The sequence below is a fragment of the Synechococcus sp. CC9902 genome (assembly GCF_000012505.1).
In the GTDB taxonomy this organism is placed as follows: Bacteria; Cyanobacteriota; Cyanobacteriia; order PCC-6307; family Cyanobiaceae; genus Parasynechococcus.
This window is the reverse complement of the sequence record NC_007513.1, coordinates 36,521-50,756: the sequence shown is the minus strand read 5'-3', so window position 1 is coordinate 50,756 and position 14,236 is coordinate 36,521. Positions and strand designations below refer to the sequence as shown.

Below are 14,236 nucleotides of genomic sequence, written 5' to 3'. Positions count from 1 at the left end.
TCCAAATCTGTGAATCTGCTGCCCCAGACCTATCTGCTGGGCCTGGTCGGCCTGCTCACCGTCGTTGCAGTGATCGTAGGCCGACAGCTCCTTCGCGTTCGTCGCGATGAAGCTCGTTTTGTTCAACTCGAACAAGCTGGCACTGCAGCCTCACGGCAGTCTGCAGACCTCTATGAACTGGGTTCGGTTCAGTTACGAAAACGCCTCTACCCCCAAGCTGCCGCAACGCTCAAGCAGGCCTTAAAAAGACTGAGCGACGAGCCCAATGAAGCGCGGGCATTGATTGAAAACGCACTTGGCTTTGCCCTTGCCGCGCAAAAGGATTACGACACTGCCATCAAGCATTACAAATTAGCCTTAAGGGCCAAAGATGATTATCCGGTTGCAATCAATAATCTCGCTTTTGCTCAAGAAAAACTTCTTAAATACGAAGAAGCAATTGCACTTTACAAGAAAACATTAGAGCTAGAACCAAACAATTCAACAGCCAAAAAAGGTATCAAAAAACTCGAAAAGCGTTCTTAATAATCCTCTGATTTAAACGTTTTACCAAAGTGGTTGAATCGGCAACTCAGCCTGACAAGTACTCGTTAATGCCAAACGTCCCCCTAAGCCAGCACTGGGGTCAACGTCGTTGATCAAGCGTGGGGATTGCCAACCCGTGGGGCTAAAACCCTGCAAGCCAAGAAACACCCCGCCAGGTTCGACACCTGCGATCAGTTCATCACCCAAAGGGATCAAATCAAGTTGATCTGACTTGGCGTGAAAATTGCCTTGGACCGGTGTTGTAACCGAGCCCAGTGTCATGGTTCCCCGCAAATCAACGATCTGACCAATCGCCTTGAGATCTGATAAATCCAACGTCACATCAACCGTTGGAGACCCATCAAACGGTTGGAATGTGCCGCACCATTGACGCGGAAGAGTCGTGACGAGATCAGCGGCCCGAGCGACGGGATCAAAACTCTCCACTTGGTTTTGGTCCACTTCAAGCGGAATCGCCAATTGAATCGGATCGAGCGGAAGTTGTGGATTGGTTTGAAACGGAACCTGACTGCCAACAGGTAGATCCATGGCAAGCAGGAAGGGCATGGAAGACAAGGGATGATGGGAGCACGGTAGGCCCTTTTGCTCAGACGCGTCATGGTTTCCACCTCCAACGGATCTGACCCCTTAACCATCGGCGGCCGCTTATTTAGTTGCCGCTTATTGACCGGAACAGGCAAATACCCATCCATCAACTCCATGCAAAGCAGCATTGAGCGTTCCGCTTGCGAGATGGTGACCGTGGCCGTACGCCGGGTTCAAACAGGAGCCGCAGGGCATACAGGACTCATGGAAGCCATCGATTGGTCGCGCATCTGGATGCTTCCCAACACGGCGGGATGCACCAATGCGGAGGAAGCCATTCGCGTTGCACGACTGGGACGAGAACTCGCCAAATTGGCTGGCCAAGAGGACAACAACTTCATCAAGCTGGAGGTAATTCCAGACAGCCGACATCTTTTACCCGATCCGATTGGGACGCTTCAGGCCGCCGAAGCTCTGGTGAAAGAGGGATTCACCGTTCTGCCCTACATCAATGCAGATCCCTTACTTGCCCAACGCTTAGAGGAAGTGGGTTGCGCCACAGTGATGCCTCTGGGGTCTCCCATCGGGTCAGGGCAAGGGCTCAACAACGCCGCCAACATCGCCCTAATCATTGAAAACGCAACAGTTCCTGTCGTTGTCGACGCCGGCATTGGCGTCCCCAGCGAAGCCGCCCAAGCCATGGAGATGGGGGCCGATGCCGTGTTGGTCAACAGCGCAATTGCCCTCGCCGGCGATCCCCCATCCATGGCTGAAGCGATGGGGAAAGCGGTGATCGCTGGTCGCATGGCCTACAGCTCAGGCCGGCTGCCACGACGCGGCCAAGCCTCCGCCAGCTCACCAACCACCGGACTGATTTCAGGTAAAGACAAATGAAGGGACATCAAGTCTGCGTAACAAACCATGGCGGTAAGCATTTGAACTCATAAGGTCCGGAAAATCACCTTGGATCCATGCAGGTCACCACAGAAGATGGCGGTCTTTTAAACGCTTTTGCCAAAGAGCCCCGCATGGAAGTGATGGATCAAAACGCCAGCAGAGACCGCAATCGCAGCTCCCTGATGATGCTCATCGGCGGGTCCATCCTCGTGACTGGACTCATTGCAATAACCGTGGTCATCAGCTGACCAAACACGAGTAAAAAAATCCCTGTAGTAGCTTGCCCCCACTGAGCGTTTTGCTCGTTCCAGCAGGAGTTTGGGGTGAAGGTTCTCGTTCTCGGCGGTGACGGCTTCTGCGGCTGGCCCTGTGCTGTGAACTTGGCGGATCAGGGCCATGAGGTCTTGATCGTGGACAACCTCAGTCGTCGCAAGATCGACGTCGATCTGGAGGTTGACTCATTAACGCCGATTACCAGCATCGGAGAGCGACTTCAAGCATGGGAAGAGATCGGTGGTAAGCCGATGCGCTTCATCCACATGGACGTTGCGCACGAATACCAGCGCTTGCTCGATTTACTCCGGGATGAGAAACCCAACTCCGTTGTTCACTTCGCCGAACAGCGCGCTGCTCCCTACTCGATGAAGAGCAGCGCCACCAAGCGCTACACCGTTGATAACAACGTCAACGGCACCCACAACCTGCTTGCCGCCATCGTCGAGTCGGGTCTCGATATTCACGTGGTGCACCTCGGCACGATGGGCGTCTACGGCTACGGATCCCATCGTGGGGCGACCATTCCAGAGGGCTACCTGAAGGTGGAAGTGCCTCAGCCCGATGGCAGCCGGTTTGAAGAGGAAATCCTTCATCCTGCTAGCCCCGGAAGCGTCTATCACATGACTAAGACGCTGGATCAGCTGCTTTTCCTCTACTACAACAAAAACGACAAAGTTCGGATCACAGATCTCCACCAAGGCATTGTTTGGGGCACCAACACGGAAGCCACCGATCGCGATCCACGCCTAACCAATCGCTTCGACTACGACGGTGACTACGGAACGGTGCTGAACCGCTTCCTCATGCAAGCCGCCATTGGCTACCCCCTCACCGTGCATGGCACCGGTGGTCAAACCCGAGCCTTCATTCACATCCGAGACTCGGTGAAGTGCGTGCAGATTGCGCTCGATAATCCCCCTGAGCAAGGGGAGCGAGTCAAGATTTTCAACCAAATGACCGAGAGTCATCAGGTGGGTGAACTTGCCAACAAGGTGGCCGCTCTCACCGGAGCCAAGGTGAACAACCTGCCCAATCCCCGTAATGAAGCCGTCGAAAACGATTTGATCGTTGACAACCGCTGCTTTATCGAACTCGGGCTGAATCCCACCACCCTGGACGATGGATTACTGAAGGAGGTTGTGGAAATTGCAACGCGGTACTCCGACCGCTGCGATCGCAACCGGATCCTTTGCACCTCCGCTTGGACCAAAGACCAAGCCAAGGCCATCGGCAACGCCTCCTAAATCAGGCCTCTCCTTTGAAAATCGCCTTTTTCACCGAAACCTTCCTCCCCAAAGTCGATGGCATCGTCACTCGACTCACCAAAACGGTGAAACACCTGGTGGATGCGGGTGATGAGGTGGTGGTGTTTTGCCCTGAAGGCTGTCCAGATGAGTACATGGGCGCTCGCTTAATCGGCGTTCCGGCAATGCCTTTGCCGCTTTACCCCGAGCTCAAGTTGGCCTTGCCGCGGCCCGCCGTGTCGGAAGCCATTGACACGTTCGAACCGGACCTCATTCATGTGGTGAACCCTGCTGTGCTGGGGCTGGGCGGAATCTGGTTGGCCAAGACAAAAAATATTCCGTTAATCGCCAGTTATCACACCCATCTTCCGAAATATCTTGAGCACTACGGCATGGGGATGCTCGAACCCTTGCTGTGGGAATTGCTCAAGGCCGCTCACAACCAGGCCCTGCTCAACCTGTGCACCTCAACGGCGATGGTGCAAGAACTCAGCGATAAAGGCATCCAACACACAGCGCTCTGGCAACGCGGAGTCGATACGGAGCTCTTCCGTCCGGCCCTAAGAAGCAATGCGATGCGGCACCGTTTGCTGGGAGGCCATGACGATCGTGGCGCCCTGCTGCTCTACGTCGGTCGACTATCAGCAGAGAAGCAAATCGAACGCATTCGTCCGGTGCTGGAAGCTCTACCTGATACCCGCCTTGCTCTTGTGGGCGATGGACCCCATCGGCAACAACTGGAAAAGCACTTTGCGGGCACAGCCACCACCTTTGTGGGTTATTTGGCAGGCGAAGACCTAGCGAGCGCTTACGCCTGTGGTGATGCTTTTCTCTTCCCCTCGAGTACTGAAACCCTCGGACTCGTGCTCCTTGAGGCCATGGCGGCCGGATGTCCCGTGGTCGGTGCGAACCGAGGAGGCATCCCCGACATCATTACTGACGGCGTCAACGGCTGTTTGTACGAACCGGATGGGGAGGACGGCGGAGCCGCAAGCTTGATTGAGGCCACACAACGGTTGCTAGGCAACGACTTAGAGCGTCAGTCGTTGCGAAGTGCTGCACGATCCGAAGCCGAGCGCTGGGGCTGGGCTGGCGCCACAGAACAACTACGGGGCTATTACCGCGACGTCCTCAGCCAAGGGACGCTGGACGCTGCTGCCTGAAGAGTCAGCTTTTTTGCGGGATTGTTCCCACGCGGCCAGAACTTTCTTCGCCATTGGCAACGCGTGAACGGAACCACCTCCTGGGGTGTTCTGGGCAAAGGCCACAACAACAATTTTGCCGTCGGGATACGGGGCATAACAGCCAAACCACGCATGGTCTGGTCCGCCAGTGCTGTCTTCGGCAGTACCCGTTTTTCCAGCAGCAAGGGGAATCCCCGGGCCATTCAAGCCATAGCCCGTGCCGTCTTCCACCACCTTGCGCAAACCCTTTCGGATCGTGTTCAACGTGGATGGCTTGATCAGAACAGCACGCCGGTACTGCGGTGCCATCCAATCAATCTCACCCTTCGCTAAGTGCGGCGTCACCAACCAACCACCATTGGCAAACACGGCGTAGGCACGAGCCAACTGCAACGGCGTGATTTGCACCACCGACTGACCGATCGACGCACTGGCCATGTCTTCAGGGATCCAGGGCGTACTGCCAGGGTCGGCCCAGCCACGGCCCTTCTCAGCCCAATCCTCATCCCCAACAAGACCCACACTCTCTTCCCAGTCGATCTCGATCCCAGTTTTTTGCTGAAAGCCCAGTTGATTTGCCGCCTTTTTTAGGGCCCGAGATCCCACTCCAACGCCCACTTGGTAGAAAAAAGTGTTGCTTGAAAAGCGCAAGGCGTCGGCATAGCCGATATGACCAAAACCAGCACCGTTGTGATCAGGAAAACAATGGCCTCCATAGGTGATGCAAGCTTGGGTATGGAGCTTGGTTGTCGGAGGGAACTTTCCAGATTCCATGCCAGCCATCGCTGTGACGGGCTTCCAGGTGCTGCCAGGGTCGTAGGGATTCATCGCCCGACTGAGCAGAGGCTTTTTCGGATTTAAAAAAAGAGCGTCGTACTCCTTTTGCGTTGTGATCAGCTTGGAAAAAAAGTTTGGATCAAAGCCAGGCTTACTTGCCAAGGCCAGTACAGCGCCCGTCTTGGCTTCCAGCGCTACGACAGCCCCTCCAGGCTTGTTCGCCAACGCTTGCTCTGCAGCACGTTGCAGATCCAAATCCACCGTAAGCGTGAGATCCTGTCCCGACTCCGAGGGGCGGTCGCCAAGGTTGCGCTGCACTTCCCCCATCGCATTCACCTCCAACATCTGACCGCCCCACTTGCCGCGCAAATGGGTCTCATAGGCCGCTTCGACACCGGTCCGACCAATGCGATCACGGATCTTGTAGCCCTTCTCCACCAAGGCGTCGTACTCAGATTCCGTAATCGGTTGGGTGTATCCCAAAGCATGGGCAGCGAGGCTGCCATGGGGATAAAAACGCAGGATGTCGACGTCCACTTGCGCCCCTCGCAAAGCCAAGGCCTGTTCACGAAAACGCAGGACCTGTTCTGGCTTGAGATCGAGCATCAAGGTCGTGCGATAGCCATCCCGATCTGTCCCACGATCGCGTCGCTGGTCCAACAGCAAAGGGTCCAGATTCAACAGTGATGTCAGTCGATTGCGTAATTCAGGCCAATCGACATCACTCACCAAGCGTGGCTCGAGATACAGGGAATATGTGAGCTTGCTCGTCGCCAAAACACGACCCTTGCGATCCAACAGCCGTCCTCGAATCGGCGACCGTGGAACGAGGCGAATCCGGTTCTCATCAGCAAGTTCCTTAAACCGTGGCCCCTCCAACAACTGCATCCACACCAGTCGGCTGACCATGGCGGAGCAAAACACCAGCACCACCATCAACAGCACCAGTGGCTGTTGCCGCAATCCGGTCTGACGCTGCTGGGCAGAAGCCATGCCTCAATCTGCCGGAAGCAGCCGACGCAACGCATCCAGACGGTTCTCGATCCGTTGCAACGCCAGATTCAAATCATCTCGCTCATCGGAGGTTGTATTGGGTTCTTCGACAGAGACACTGACGGGCATCACCGGATTACCAAGCCCCGGACTGACGGAGTCCAATTGTTCACGGACGTCGCGAGCCACAGGCTCCCCCTCCTGGCGCAACTCAGCTATCGGGTCAGTCGATCCCCCAGTGAAGACCTCAGCGACACGACCAGCCCCCCCCTGACGCGCCCGTTCGAACACCGCTAAGCCGACGGGCAGGACGTCCTGCATGAGCGACAAACGCAGTTGATCTAAAGGATTGTCGGAACCGGAATCAGTGGCCATCGGGCCGAGTCAACGAACTCCAGTCTGTCCTGAAGGCAGCGACAGTGTTGGACAAGCTGACTGCGCTGCTCCAAAGGACCAACCCGCCACTCCACCCAGCACCATGAGCATGACCAGAGGCACCAACGCTTTTTGGGTCGTGTCCATCGCGATCCACTCACGCCACTCACGCCAAACACGACTGCGCTCAAAGCGACGGGTTTCGCGATATTCGTCCCGTTGACGTCTGCGGATCGCTTTATCGACCCAACGCTCAAACGCCCGCTTTTTGGTGATGGTCATCTTGCGTTCCACCTCCAACATCTGACCGGCCCCCAATTCCGGATGGAAGGTGCTGATCAAATCCAAGCTCTTGAGGAACATTTCCACTGCTCCGTCATAGACAGCGGTTTGATGCTCATCCAAACCAGTCCAGTCGAGCTCTGGATAAAAACGGCTGCGGTTAACTCGGGTCTGATCGTCCGTGAGCTGACCAGGTTCCCGAAGCCAGCGGTCGGTATTGCTATCGAACCGGCGCCAATACAAGAACGGATTGAGGTAAATCGTGCGACCACCGAGCTGAATGCTGTCCTGCTGCAGCCGCCGCTGCAATTGCAGATCCTGCTGTTGAGTCGCCGTCACGAAGCCAAGGCCGGTGGCCCAAGGTATCGGCGATCGGCGATGGTCGCCAGCACTTCACTCATCGATTTTCGACGGGCGATGGGCGAGCTCCGGAGTGGGGCAACGCATTGCCACGGATGCGGTAGCCCCGTCGACGCAAAAAACGGCAAAGCGCAGCTTGCTCTTGGGGGACGGTGATATCAAACGCAAAAAAATTGTTTCGCCCAGCGAAGTAACTCCGCAAATCAGCGTCATGCCGCTGCCAGGCCTCGTGCCAATGCTGACGCAAGTCGTCCATCGTGAGGCTTGAATCCTCAAATGCCCGCTGCATTCGCTTCAAATAGGTGCGGGCATATTTACCGCTGCGATGGTTCAAGCGAGAATCGACCCAACGACTCACATCACGCGTATTATAGATAAAACAAGACCCGGGATATTGCAGATCTAAAAGAGGGAAAAGGCGATAGGCATAGAACTCTCCACAAAGTTCCATATCGGTATAACCACAGTATTGATCGACACCATCAAGAAGTGGACGAGAAAAAATAAAGTTTGCTTGAATGCGCTTCGCTAAACGACCTTTATCGTAATGAATCGAACTATATCCATTCTTATTGAGAAGCTTATTAAAGGATCGTGTTCCACATTTATTGTGGCCAATTAGAAAAATGCGTCGAGATGCATTAGCCCTGATTGGATTACCTTGCTGACGCAAAGTTCGACCAATCGTCCAAGGCCAAGCTAACGCAGGCATCATTCCCATTCGATAACAACGATGCCGAGAGTTTTAGTTCTATCATGAGTACTAAGCATAAACTTCTCCACGTAAAACTCACGTGAAAGCAGGTCACGCAAATTAAACCTCAGAAAGCATGCAGGAGACGACGGGTTACACACAGAAGTCAAGAACCAGAAGAGCGAGGAAAACGCCGCCCAAAGGCATAGACAGCACTCTCTTGCTTATACAACAAAGATAGTGAAACTCGCTCATCAATATCTGGGGCAAAGTGTTCTGCCAAATGCGCATGCGAGTGCTTTGAGACTAGATAATAGTGACCACTAGAAGTAAAGATATTGGAATAATCGTTTTTGTAGGAAAGAATTCCCTGCCTATGAGAGTATTCATTAGCATAAGCACTTTGAGAATCAAACTCGTGAATGGCAAGAAAACCGCCATCCCTCAAAACCCTGTCTGCTTCTGCGACTGCACGATATAAGAGCGATCTATCGACAAGATAAAGGCAAAAACCAAATAAAACCAAGTCAAAAGATTTGTCTTCGAAGGGTAAGTCACTTGCGAGACCAACACTCATAGAGACACGAGCGCCACCACCTACTTCGTGACGAAGGGTTTCCCAGTTCTCAACTGCCTGCTTGGAAGGTTCAATCCCAACACCATCCGCCTCTAAGAAGTCAGATAGAAACGCGAGTGGAAGACCAGTACCAGCACCAATCTCCAAAATCCGCCCAACCTCACTCTTATGAGGGGCACACCATTCGCCAAGCAATCGCATCGCGGACGAAACCTTTCCGTGCGAATGGTTGCGCTCGAACCAAGCATCCGCCTCACCACGCAGGAACTCGTCGCCCTGAAAACCAACAGAGGAGGAAGGGGGCGACATATCAGAATTACTAATAATAAAAAGATCGAGGAAGTAAAAAAACGATTTCTCTATGGAGAAGGTGAAAATGTTGCACGTAATTTACGTGAATCAGAGCACCTGACATGTCCTGTCACTCCGTCACGAAGAACCCTACGTGAAATGCCACATTTGAATGACAGTCTACGTTTTTTGAATCCTAAACTATTCCCACTCAATTGTGCCAGGAGGCTTGCTGGTGATGTCCATCACTACACGGTTCACCCCTTTCACCTCGTTGACAATTCGATTGGAAATCCTCTCCATCAGGTCGTAAGGAAGACGCGACCAGTCGGCCGTCATTCCGTCTTCACTAGAGACACAACGAAGCACAATCGGCCAAGCATAGGTGCGCTGATCACCCATCACCCCCACAGAACGAACAGGCAATAAAACAGCGAAGGCCTGCCATATGTCGTGATAGAGCCCGGCATCACGAATCTCCTCCCGGACGATCAAATCAGCATCACGGAGGCAGTTGAGCTTTTCATCCGTCACTTCGCCAAGGATTCGAATCGCCAACCCAGGCCCAGGAAAGGGATGACGCCTCACAATCTCCTCTGGCAGCCCCAAGTTGCGACCCACTTTGCGCACTTCATCTTTAAACAATTTGCGCAGGGGTTCTACTAACTTGAATCGCAAATCTTTTGGCAAGCCGCCAACATTGTGGTGGCTCTTGATCTTTACGGCCACACGCTCACCCGTTTTCGGATCAACGTTGGTACCTGCACTTTCAATCACATCGGGGTAGAGCGTGCCCTGAGCCAAATAATCGAATGGTCCGAGGCGCTTGCTCTCTTCCTCAAAAACTCGAATGAATTCCGTGCCAATAATTTTGCGTTTATCTTCCGGATCAGTAATGCCTTTTAGTTTGTCAATAAAGCGCTTACGTGCATTGATATATTCCACATTAATGTTGAATTTTTGATCAAAAAATTCCATCAAGAATTCAGGCTCTCCTTTCCGCATAAAGCCCTGATCAATGAACATGCAAGTGAGCTGATCACCAATCGCTTTTTTCAACAGAAAAGCGAGGGTTGAGGAGTCAACCCCTCCAGAGAGAGCCAACAAAACCCGCTTTTGTCCCACCTGTTCACGCACCAAAGCCACCGCTTCATCAATGAAGGCATTGGTGGTCCAATCCTGCTCACAGCCACATATGTGATTCACAAAATTGCGAATCAAAGCCATCCCACAGGTGGAATGCACCACCTCTGGATGAAACTGCACGCCGTAAAACTTGCGCTCAAGATTGGCGACCGCAGCTTCAGGCGTATTTGCAGTGTGGGCCAAACGCACGAAGCCCTCTGGCAAGGCCTTCACCGAGTCGCCATGGCTCATCCACATGGTGGAACCGTTCTCCACGTTGTTGAGCAGGTCGGTGGGGTCATCCACCTCCAAAGGAGCCTTGCCGTATTCCGCCTTACCAGTGGCCGCCTCAACAGCACCCCCCAGCTGCTGAACCATCAGCTGCATGCCATAACAAACCCCCAACACCGGGATACCGAGATCCCATATCGCAGGATCACAAACCGGTGCATGCTCTGCGTACACCGAGCTCGGTCCACCACTCAAGATGATTCCCTTCGGGGCCATCCGACGCAGCTCATCCGCCGTAGTGCTGTATCCGATCACCACCGAAAACACCTCGGTTTCTCGAACACGACGGGCGATCAGTTCGGAATATTGAGAACCAAAGTCGAGGATGACGATGGCCGGCTGACGCTGACCGTCGGACGAGGGCTGGGACATCGATCCAAGAAGGTGTCGCGCTGCGACAAGCGTCAATCCATCAGCGTAAAGAAGCGCTCTCCCGCGACCGGTCCTCGCCAACGCAAATGGCGGTTGCGATCAAACAAAACGGCACCAATCCGCATTGGCCAATCTCCATAGCGGGCCACGTAAGCCTGGCTCCGTTGTTCAACGGCCAAGGCCAGCTGCTGCCCTAGCTGCTCTGCCATCGCTGGATTCACTGCCGCCAAAGCCTTGAAGGCCTGCTCCACCGACTGGGCATGACGAAGCAACCGCAACTGTTGAAGCGACAGTCCTGCATCGAAACCAAGGGCTGTGAGCACCTCCAGGCGTCCGTCGGCAAGGTGATGGTGTGTGTGGAAAATCCCACCAGCCAATTTGATTAATTTGCCGTGATAACCCAGTAACAACAGGTTTTGGACCCCTGCCTCGGCCGCGGCCACGAGCACCGGACCAAGCCAATTCCCCACCTTGAGTAACGGCGCCAACTGGGCCTGACGCGCCAAATCCAAACCATTTTCCCCAATCACCAAGATGAGATCGCCCCGAAATTCGGGATCTCCCGTGAGTTGGGCCAAATCCAACAACACCTGCTTCAGCTGGTCTGGCGCTGCACTGCGCTGCACCTCAGCTTGGGTACCAATCAAGGCCAGCCCATCCACCACCCCAAACGCCGCATTACTCGTTCGCAAGGCAAGCTCTCGGCCCTTTGGAAGCACAACCTCAACGGTGAGGCCACGATCCAAGGGCAGGAGATTGCGCTCAAGAAGATCGCGGGCATAAGCCGAAACACAAAGATCGCCACCCGCTCCCCTCGTCCCGACGCCGGCTCCCGCCAACAGCGTGAGTCCCGCCTGCTTGTCAGGTGTCCAAGACACACGAACCCAAATTTCTAAATCACGGGTGAGGTCCAGGCCTGGACCTGGATCGCAACGGCTGATCGCCAAAGCCTGTTCACCACCATCCAGCCGTGCCGCTGAGATCACAGGCACCAGAAGGGGAGCGGGTCGATCAGGAAGGCTTACCGACGCCTGAGCGGCGAAGGGTTGACCGAGCAGAGCATGCAAGGACGCCTTTGCTGCTGCTGCGACCCAGACCGGGAGGGTCAGCCCTGAACTCACTGAATCTGGAGAGACGGTGTCGATGACGGATGCGGTGCTGTTTTCTAGAGTCGCGGATCGGCATTCCCCACGCCATGCAGGACAAACTCACCTTGATGATTCCGGGACCGACCCCGGTTCCCGAAACGGTGCTGAAGGCAATGGGACGTCATCCCATTGGTCACCGCAGCGGTGAGTTCCAAACCATCGTGCGACGCACGACGGAGCAATTGAAATGGCTGCATCAAACCAGCAGCGATGTGCTCGTCATCACGGGCAGTGGCACGGCAGCCATGGAAGCCGGAATGATTAATACCCTCAGCCGTGGCGACAAAGTTCTCTGTGGAGACAACGGCAAGTTTGGGGAGCGTTGGGTAAAGGTGGCTCGCGCCTACGGACTTGAGGTGGACGTGGTGACAGCGGAATGGGGACAACCGCTCGACACCGAAGCCTTCCGGGCTGCGCTTGAAGCCGATACCGAGAAGCAAATCAAGGCCGTCATCCTGACCCACTCGGAAACGTCCACGGGCGTTATCAACGACCTCGAGACCATTGCTCGCTATGTCAAAGCGCACGGGACTGCCCTGACGATTGCGGACTGCGTCACCAGCCTTGGCGCCTGCAACGTGCCCATGGATGCCTGGGGACTAGACGTGGTGGCCTCGGGATCCCAGAAGGGGTACATGCTTCCGCCGGGTCTCAGTTTTGTGGCGATGAGTGATCGCGCCTGGGCGGCATACGCAACGTCAGACCTTCCCAAGTTTTATTTGGATCTCGGCCCTTATCGGAAAACGGCTGCAAAAGACAGCAACCCCTTCACACCAGCGGTCAACCTTTACTTCGGGCTTGAAGCGGCGCTCGAGATGATGCAGAAAGAAGGGCTTGAAGCAATTTTTGCGCGCCATGCGCGTCATCGTGCAGCGGCCCAAGCAGGCATGGAGGCGATCGGTTTACCCCTCTTTGCAGCCCAAGGTCATGGCAGTCCCGCCATTACCGCCGTGGCTCCTGAGGGATTAGATGCAGAGCTTCTGCGTAAAACAGTGAAGGAGAAATTCGACATCCTTTTAGCCGGAGGACAAGATCACCTCAAAGGCAAAGTGTTTCGCATCGGGCATTTGGGATATGTGTGTGACCGGGATGTATTGACCGCCGTGTCGGCCATTGAAGCCACCTTGCAGTCATTAGGGCTGCACAAAGGCACAATGGGTTCCGGGGTTGCAGCAACATCTGCAGCACTGAGCTGACTAAAAAGTCAGTTGGTGAGAGCAATCTCACCTAATTGCGGGTGTAATTCAGTGGTAGAATGTCAGCTTCCCAAGCTGGACGTCGCCGGTTCGAATCCGGTCACCCGCTTTACATATAAATGAATAACTAAGAGCGAGGCTTAATAATTTGCATAACCTGCGGACCAACGGCACCAGCACGACGTTCATGGCTCAATGCCTTAAGAATGAGCGATCCTGCGTCTGAAGTTTGACCTGCTTCAGCACATTGACGAGCACGTTCAAATAAGTCGCGAGCTGCTAATTCATGGTCTTGTCTCTTGTCTGAAGTACTTTCAGATCGCACCAGCGTGAGTGGCAAAGGAGTTCGAATTATTAATACGAATCATACTACCGAAGCCAATGATTTATTGCCAACGAGTTTCTAGATCAAAATCAAAAATAGCAATTAAAACAAAACATCTCTGAGTAACAATCACTAAGTGCCGGGTTCCTCAGCGTTTCCACCCAAATCTGCGATTCGGTCTTGTAACTCGCTGCATCGAGTTGCGTCTCCCTTTGCTTCTGCATGCGCCAAGGCGAATTCCAATTTTTCCAATTGGTGCCCGCCCTCAAGGAAGCCGGATTTCGACCAGATGGTCATTCCATGCAGGGTGCGGGCTGGCTTTAGCGAATTGCAAGCATGAGAGGCGGGAATGGTGGACGCCATAGTTGCCTTTCTTTTCATTTTGGCACCCAGCGCTACCCCTACGCGGCTTCTGCAAGCTCAACCTCGTCGTTTTGATCGTGCGATATCGCATCACAACCGTTGAGGTCTGTGCTCTCCAAGAGCTCTCGGGTTTCCCGCAACAGGGTTTCGATGCCATCCAACGTGGCCAATTCCTCGTCGGGCACATTGTTCACGTCCTTGAGCTGCTGCCGAAGTTGGAGCTCCATCACCTCCTGCCGCTGTTCAATCTTCACCAGGCGCTGGGATAAAGCCGTCATGGTTTGCGCCAGATCTTCAGCGGTGCGGGTAATCCGGAAGGACACTGATGAGGTCATCAATCGAGCAATCACTGCACAGATGACAACACAAGAGCCGTGGTGCCTCAAGATCAAACT

The 14,236-nt window shown here is 54.3% G+C and carries 16 protein-coding genes and 1 tRNA gene; 7 read left to right on the top strand and 10 right to left on the bottom strand.

What is annotated here, in order from left to right; translation table 11 throughout:
* The first annotated feature begins 9 nt into the window (after positions 1-9).
* A complete protein-coding gene (locus tag SYNCC9902_RS00270) occupies positions 10-525 on the top strand; it encodes a tetratricopeptide repeat protein (protein WP_011358896.1) in 516 nt (171 codons plus the stop codon).
* 21 nt (positions 526-546) lie between these two features.
* On the opposite strand, the gene SYNCC9902_RS00265 is transcribed toward SYNCC9902_RS00270, so the two are convergent.
* The gene (locus SYNCC9902_RS00265) at positions 547-1,092 is read right to left on the bottom strand and encodes a hypothetical protein (RefSeq protein WP_011358895.1); all 546 of its coding nucleotides are present in this window, start codon (positions 1,090-1,092) and stop codon (positions 547-549) included.
* Between the two features lie 51 nt (positions 1,093-1,143).
* On the opposite strand from SYNCC9902_RS00265, the gene SYNCC9902_RS00260 reads away from it, so the two are divergent.
* From SYNCC9902_RS00260 to SYNCC9902_RS00245, 4 genes are all read left to right on the top strand, one after another.
* The gene (locus SYNCC9902_RS00260; protein WP_011358894.1) at positions 1,144-1,965 is read left to right on the top strand and encodes a thiazole synthase; all 822 of its coding nucleotides are present in this window, start codon (positions 1,144-1,146) and stop codon (positions 1,963-1,965) included.
* 77 nt (positions 1,966-2,042) lie between these two features.
* Positions 2,043-2,216 (top strand): photosystem II assembly protein Psb34, encoded by a 174-nt coding sequence (gene psb34 / locus SYNCC9902_RS00255; protein WP_011358893.1) that lies wholly within the window; start codon positions 2,043-2,045, stop codon positions 2,214-2,216.
* A gap of 75 nt (positions 2,217-2,291) precedes the next feature.
* Positions 2,292-3,488 (top strand): NAD-dependent epimerase/dehydratase family protein, encoded by a 1,197-nt coding sequence (locus SYNCC9902_RS00250; RefSeq protein WP_011358892.1) that lies wholly within the window; start codon positions 2,292-2,294, stop codon positions 3,486-3,488.
* Positions 3,489-3,502: 14 nt separating this feature from the next.
* Positions 3,503-4,651 (top strand): glycosyltransferase family 4 protein, encoded by a 1,149-nt coding sequence (locus SYNCC9902_RS00245; protein WP_011358891.1) that lies wholly within the window; start codon positions 3,503-3,505, stop codon positions 4,649-4,651.
* Here the strand turns inward: SYNCC9902_RS00245 and mrdA are convergent.
* From mrdA to cbiD, 7 genes are all read right to left on the bottom strand, one after another.
* Positions 4,595-6,442: a penicillin-binding protein 2 gene (mrdA, locus tag SYNCC9902_RS00240; RefSeq protein WP_011358890.1), complete on the bottom strand. Its 1,848-nt coding sequence runs from the start codon at positions 6,440-6,442 to the stop codon at positions 4,595-4,597. The two genes, SYNCC9902_RS00245 and mrdA, sit on opposite strands and share 57 nt — an antisense overlap.
* A 3-nt stretch (positions 6,443-6,445) precedes the next feature.
* Positions 6,446-6,817 carry a hypothetical protein gene (locus SYNCC9902_RS00235; RefSeq protein ID WP_011358889.1) on the bottom strand — a complete coding sequence of 124 codons (372 nt, stop codon included), beginning with the start codon at positions 6,815-6,817 and terminating at the stop codon, positions 6,446-6,448.
* A gap of 9 nt (positions 6,818-6,826) precedes the next feature.
* Positions 6,827-7,438, bottom strand: coding sequence for a hypothetical protein (locus SYNCC9902_RS00230; protein ID WP_011358888.1), 612 nt, complete (start codon positions 7,436-7,438; stop codon positions 6,827-6,829).
* A gap of 58 nt (positions 7,439-7,496) precedes the next feature.
* Positions 7,497-8,171 carry a sulfotransferase gene (locus SYNCC9902_RS12630; protein ID WP_232179310.1) on the bottom strand — a complete coding sequence of 225 codons (675 nt, stop codon included), beginning with the start codon at positions 8,169-8,171 and terminating at the stop codon, positions 7,497-7,499.
* Positions 8,172-8,319: 148 nt separating this feature from the next.
* Complete coding sequence (locus SYNCC9902_RS00220; protein ID WP_011358886.1) at positions 8,320-9,039, bottom strand: class I SAM-dependent methyltransferase; 720 nt, start codon at positions 9,037-9,039, stop codon at positions 8,320-8,322.
* 183 nt (positions 9,040-9,222) lie between these two features.
* Positions 9,223-10,809, bottom strand: coding sequence for a glutamine-hydrolyzing GMP synthase (gene guaA / locus SYNCC9902_RS00215; protein ID WP_011358885.1), 1,587 nt, complete (start codon positions 10,807-10,809; stop codon positions 9,223-9,225).
* 32 nt (positions 10,810-10,841) lie between these two features.
* Positions 10,842-11,930, bottom strand: a complete 1,089-nt coding sequence (gene cbiD / locus SYNCC9902_RS00210) for a cobalt-precorrin-5B (C(1))-methyltransferase CbiD (RefSeq protein WP_011358884.1) — start codon at positions 11,928-11,930, stop codon at positions 10,842-10,844.
* A 74-nt stretch (positions 11,931-12,004) separates the two neighbouring features.
* Between cbiD and SYNCC9902_RS00205 the strand changes: the two genes are divergently transcribed.
* Positions 12,005-13,153, top strand: coding sequence for a pyridoxal-phosphate-dependent aminotransferase family protein (locus SYNCC9902_RS00205; protein WP_041425253.1), 1,149 nt, complete (start codon positions 12,005-12,007; stop codon positions 13,151-13,153).
* 37 nt (positions 13,154-13,190) lie between these two features.
* Positions 13,191-13,262 (top strand) — tRNA-Gly (locus tag SYNCC9902_RS00200).
* A gap of 18 nt (positions 13,263-13,280) precedes the next feature.
* Here SYNCC9902_RS00200 and SYNCC9902_RS12830 read toward each other — a convergent pair.
* Both SYNCC9902_RS12830 and SYNCC9902_RS00190 read right to left on the bottom strand, forming a co-directional pair.
* A complete protein-coding gene (locus SYNCC9902_RS12830) occupies positions 13,281-13,478 on the bottom strand; it encodes a hypothetical protein (protein ID WP_011358882.1) in 198 nt (65 codons plus the stop codon).
* Positions 13,479-13,879: 401 nt separating this feature from the next.
* The gene (locus SYNCC9902_RS00190) at positions 13,880-14,176 is read right to left on the bottom strand and encodes a hypothetical protein (protein WP_011358880.1); all 297 of its coding nucleotides are present in this window, start codon (positions 14,174-14,176) and stop codon (positions 13,880-13,882) included.
* Positions 14,177-14,236: the final 60 nt, after the last annotated feature.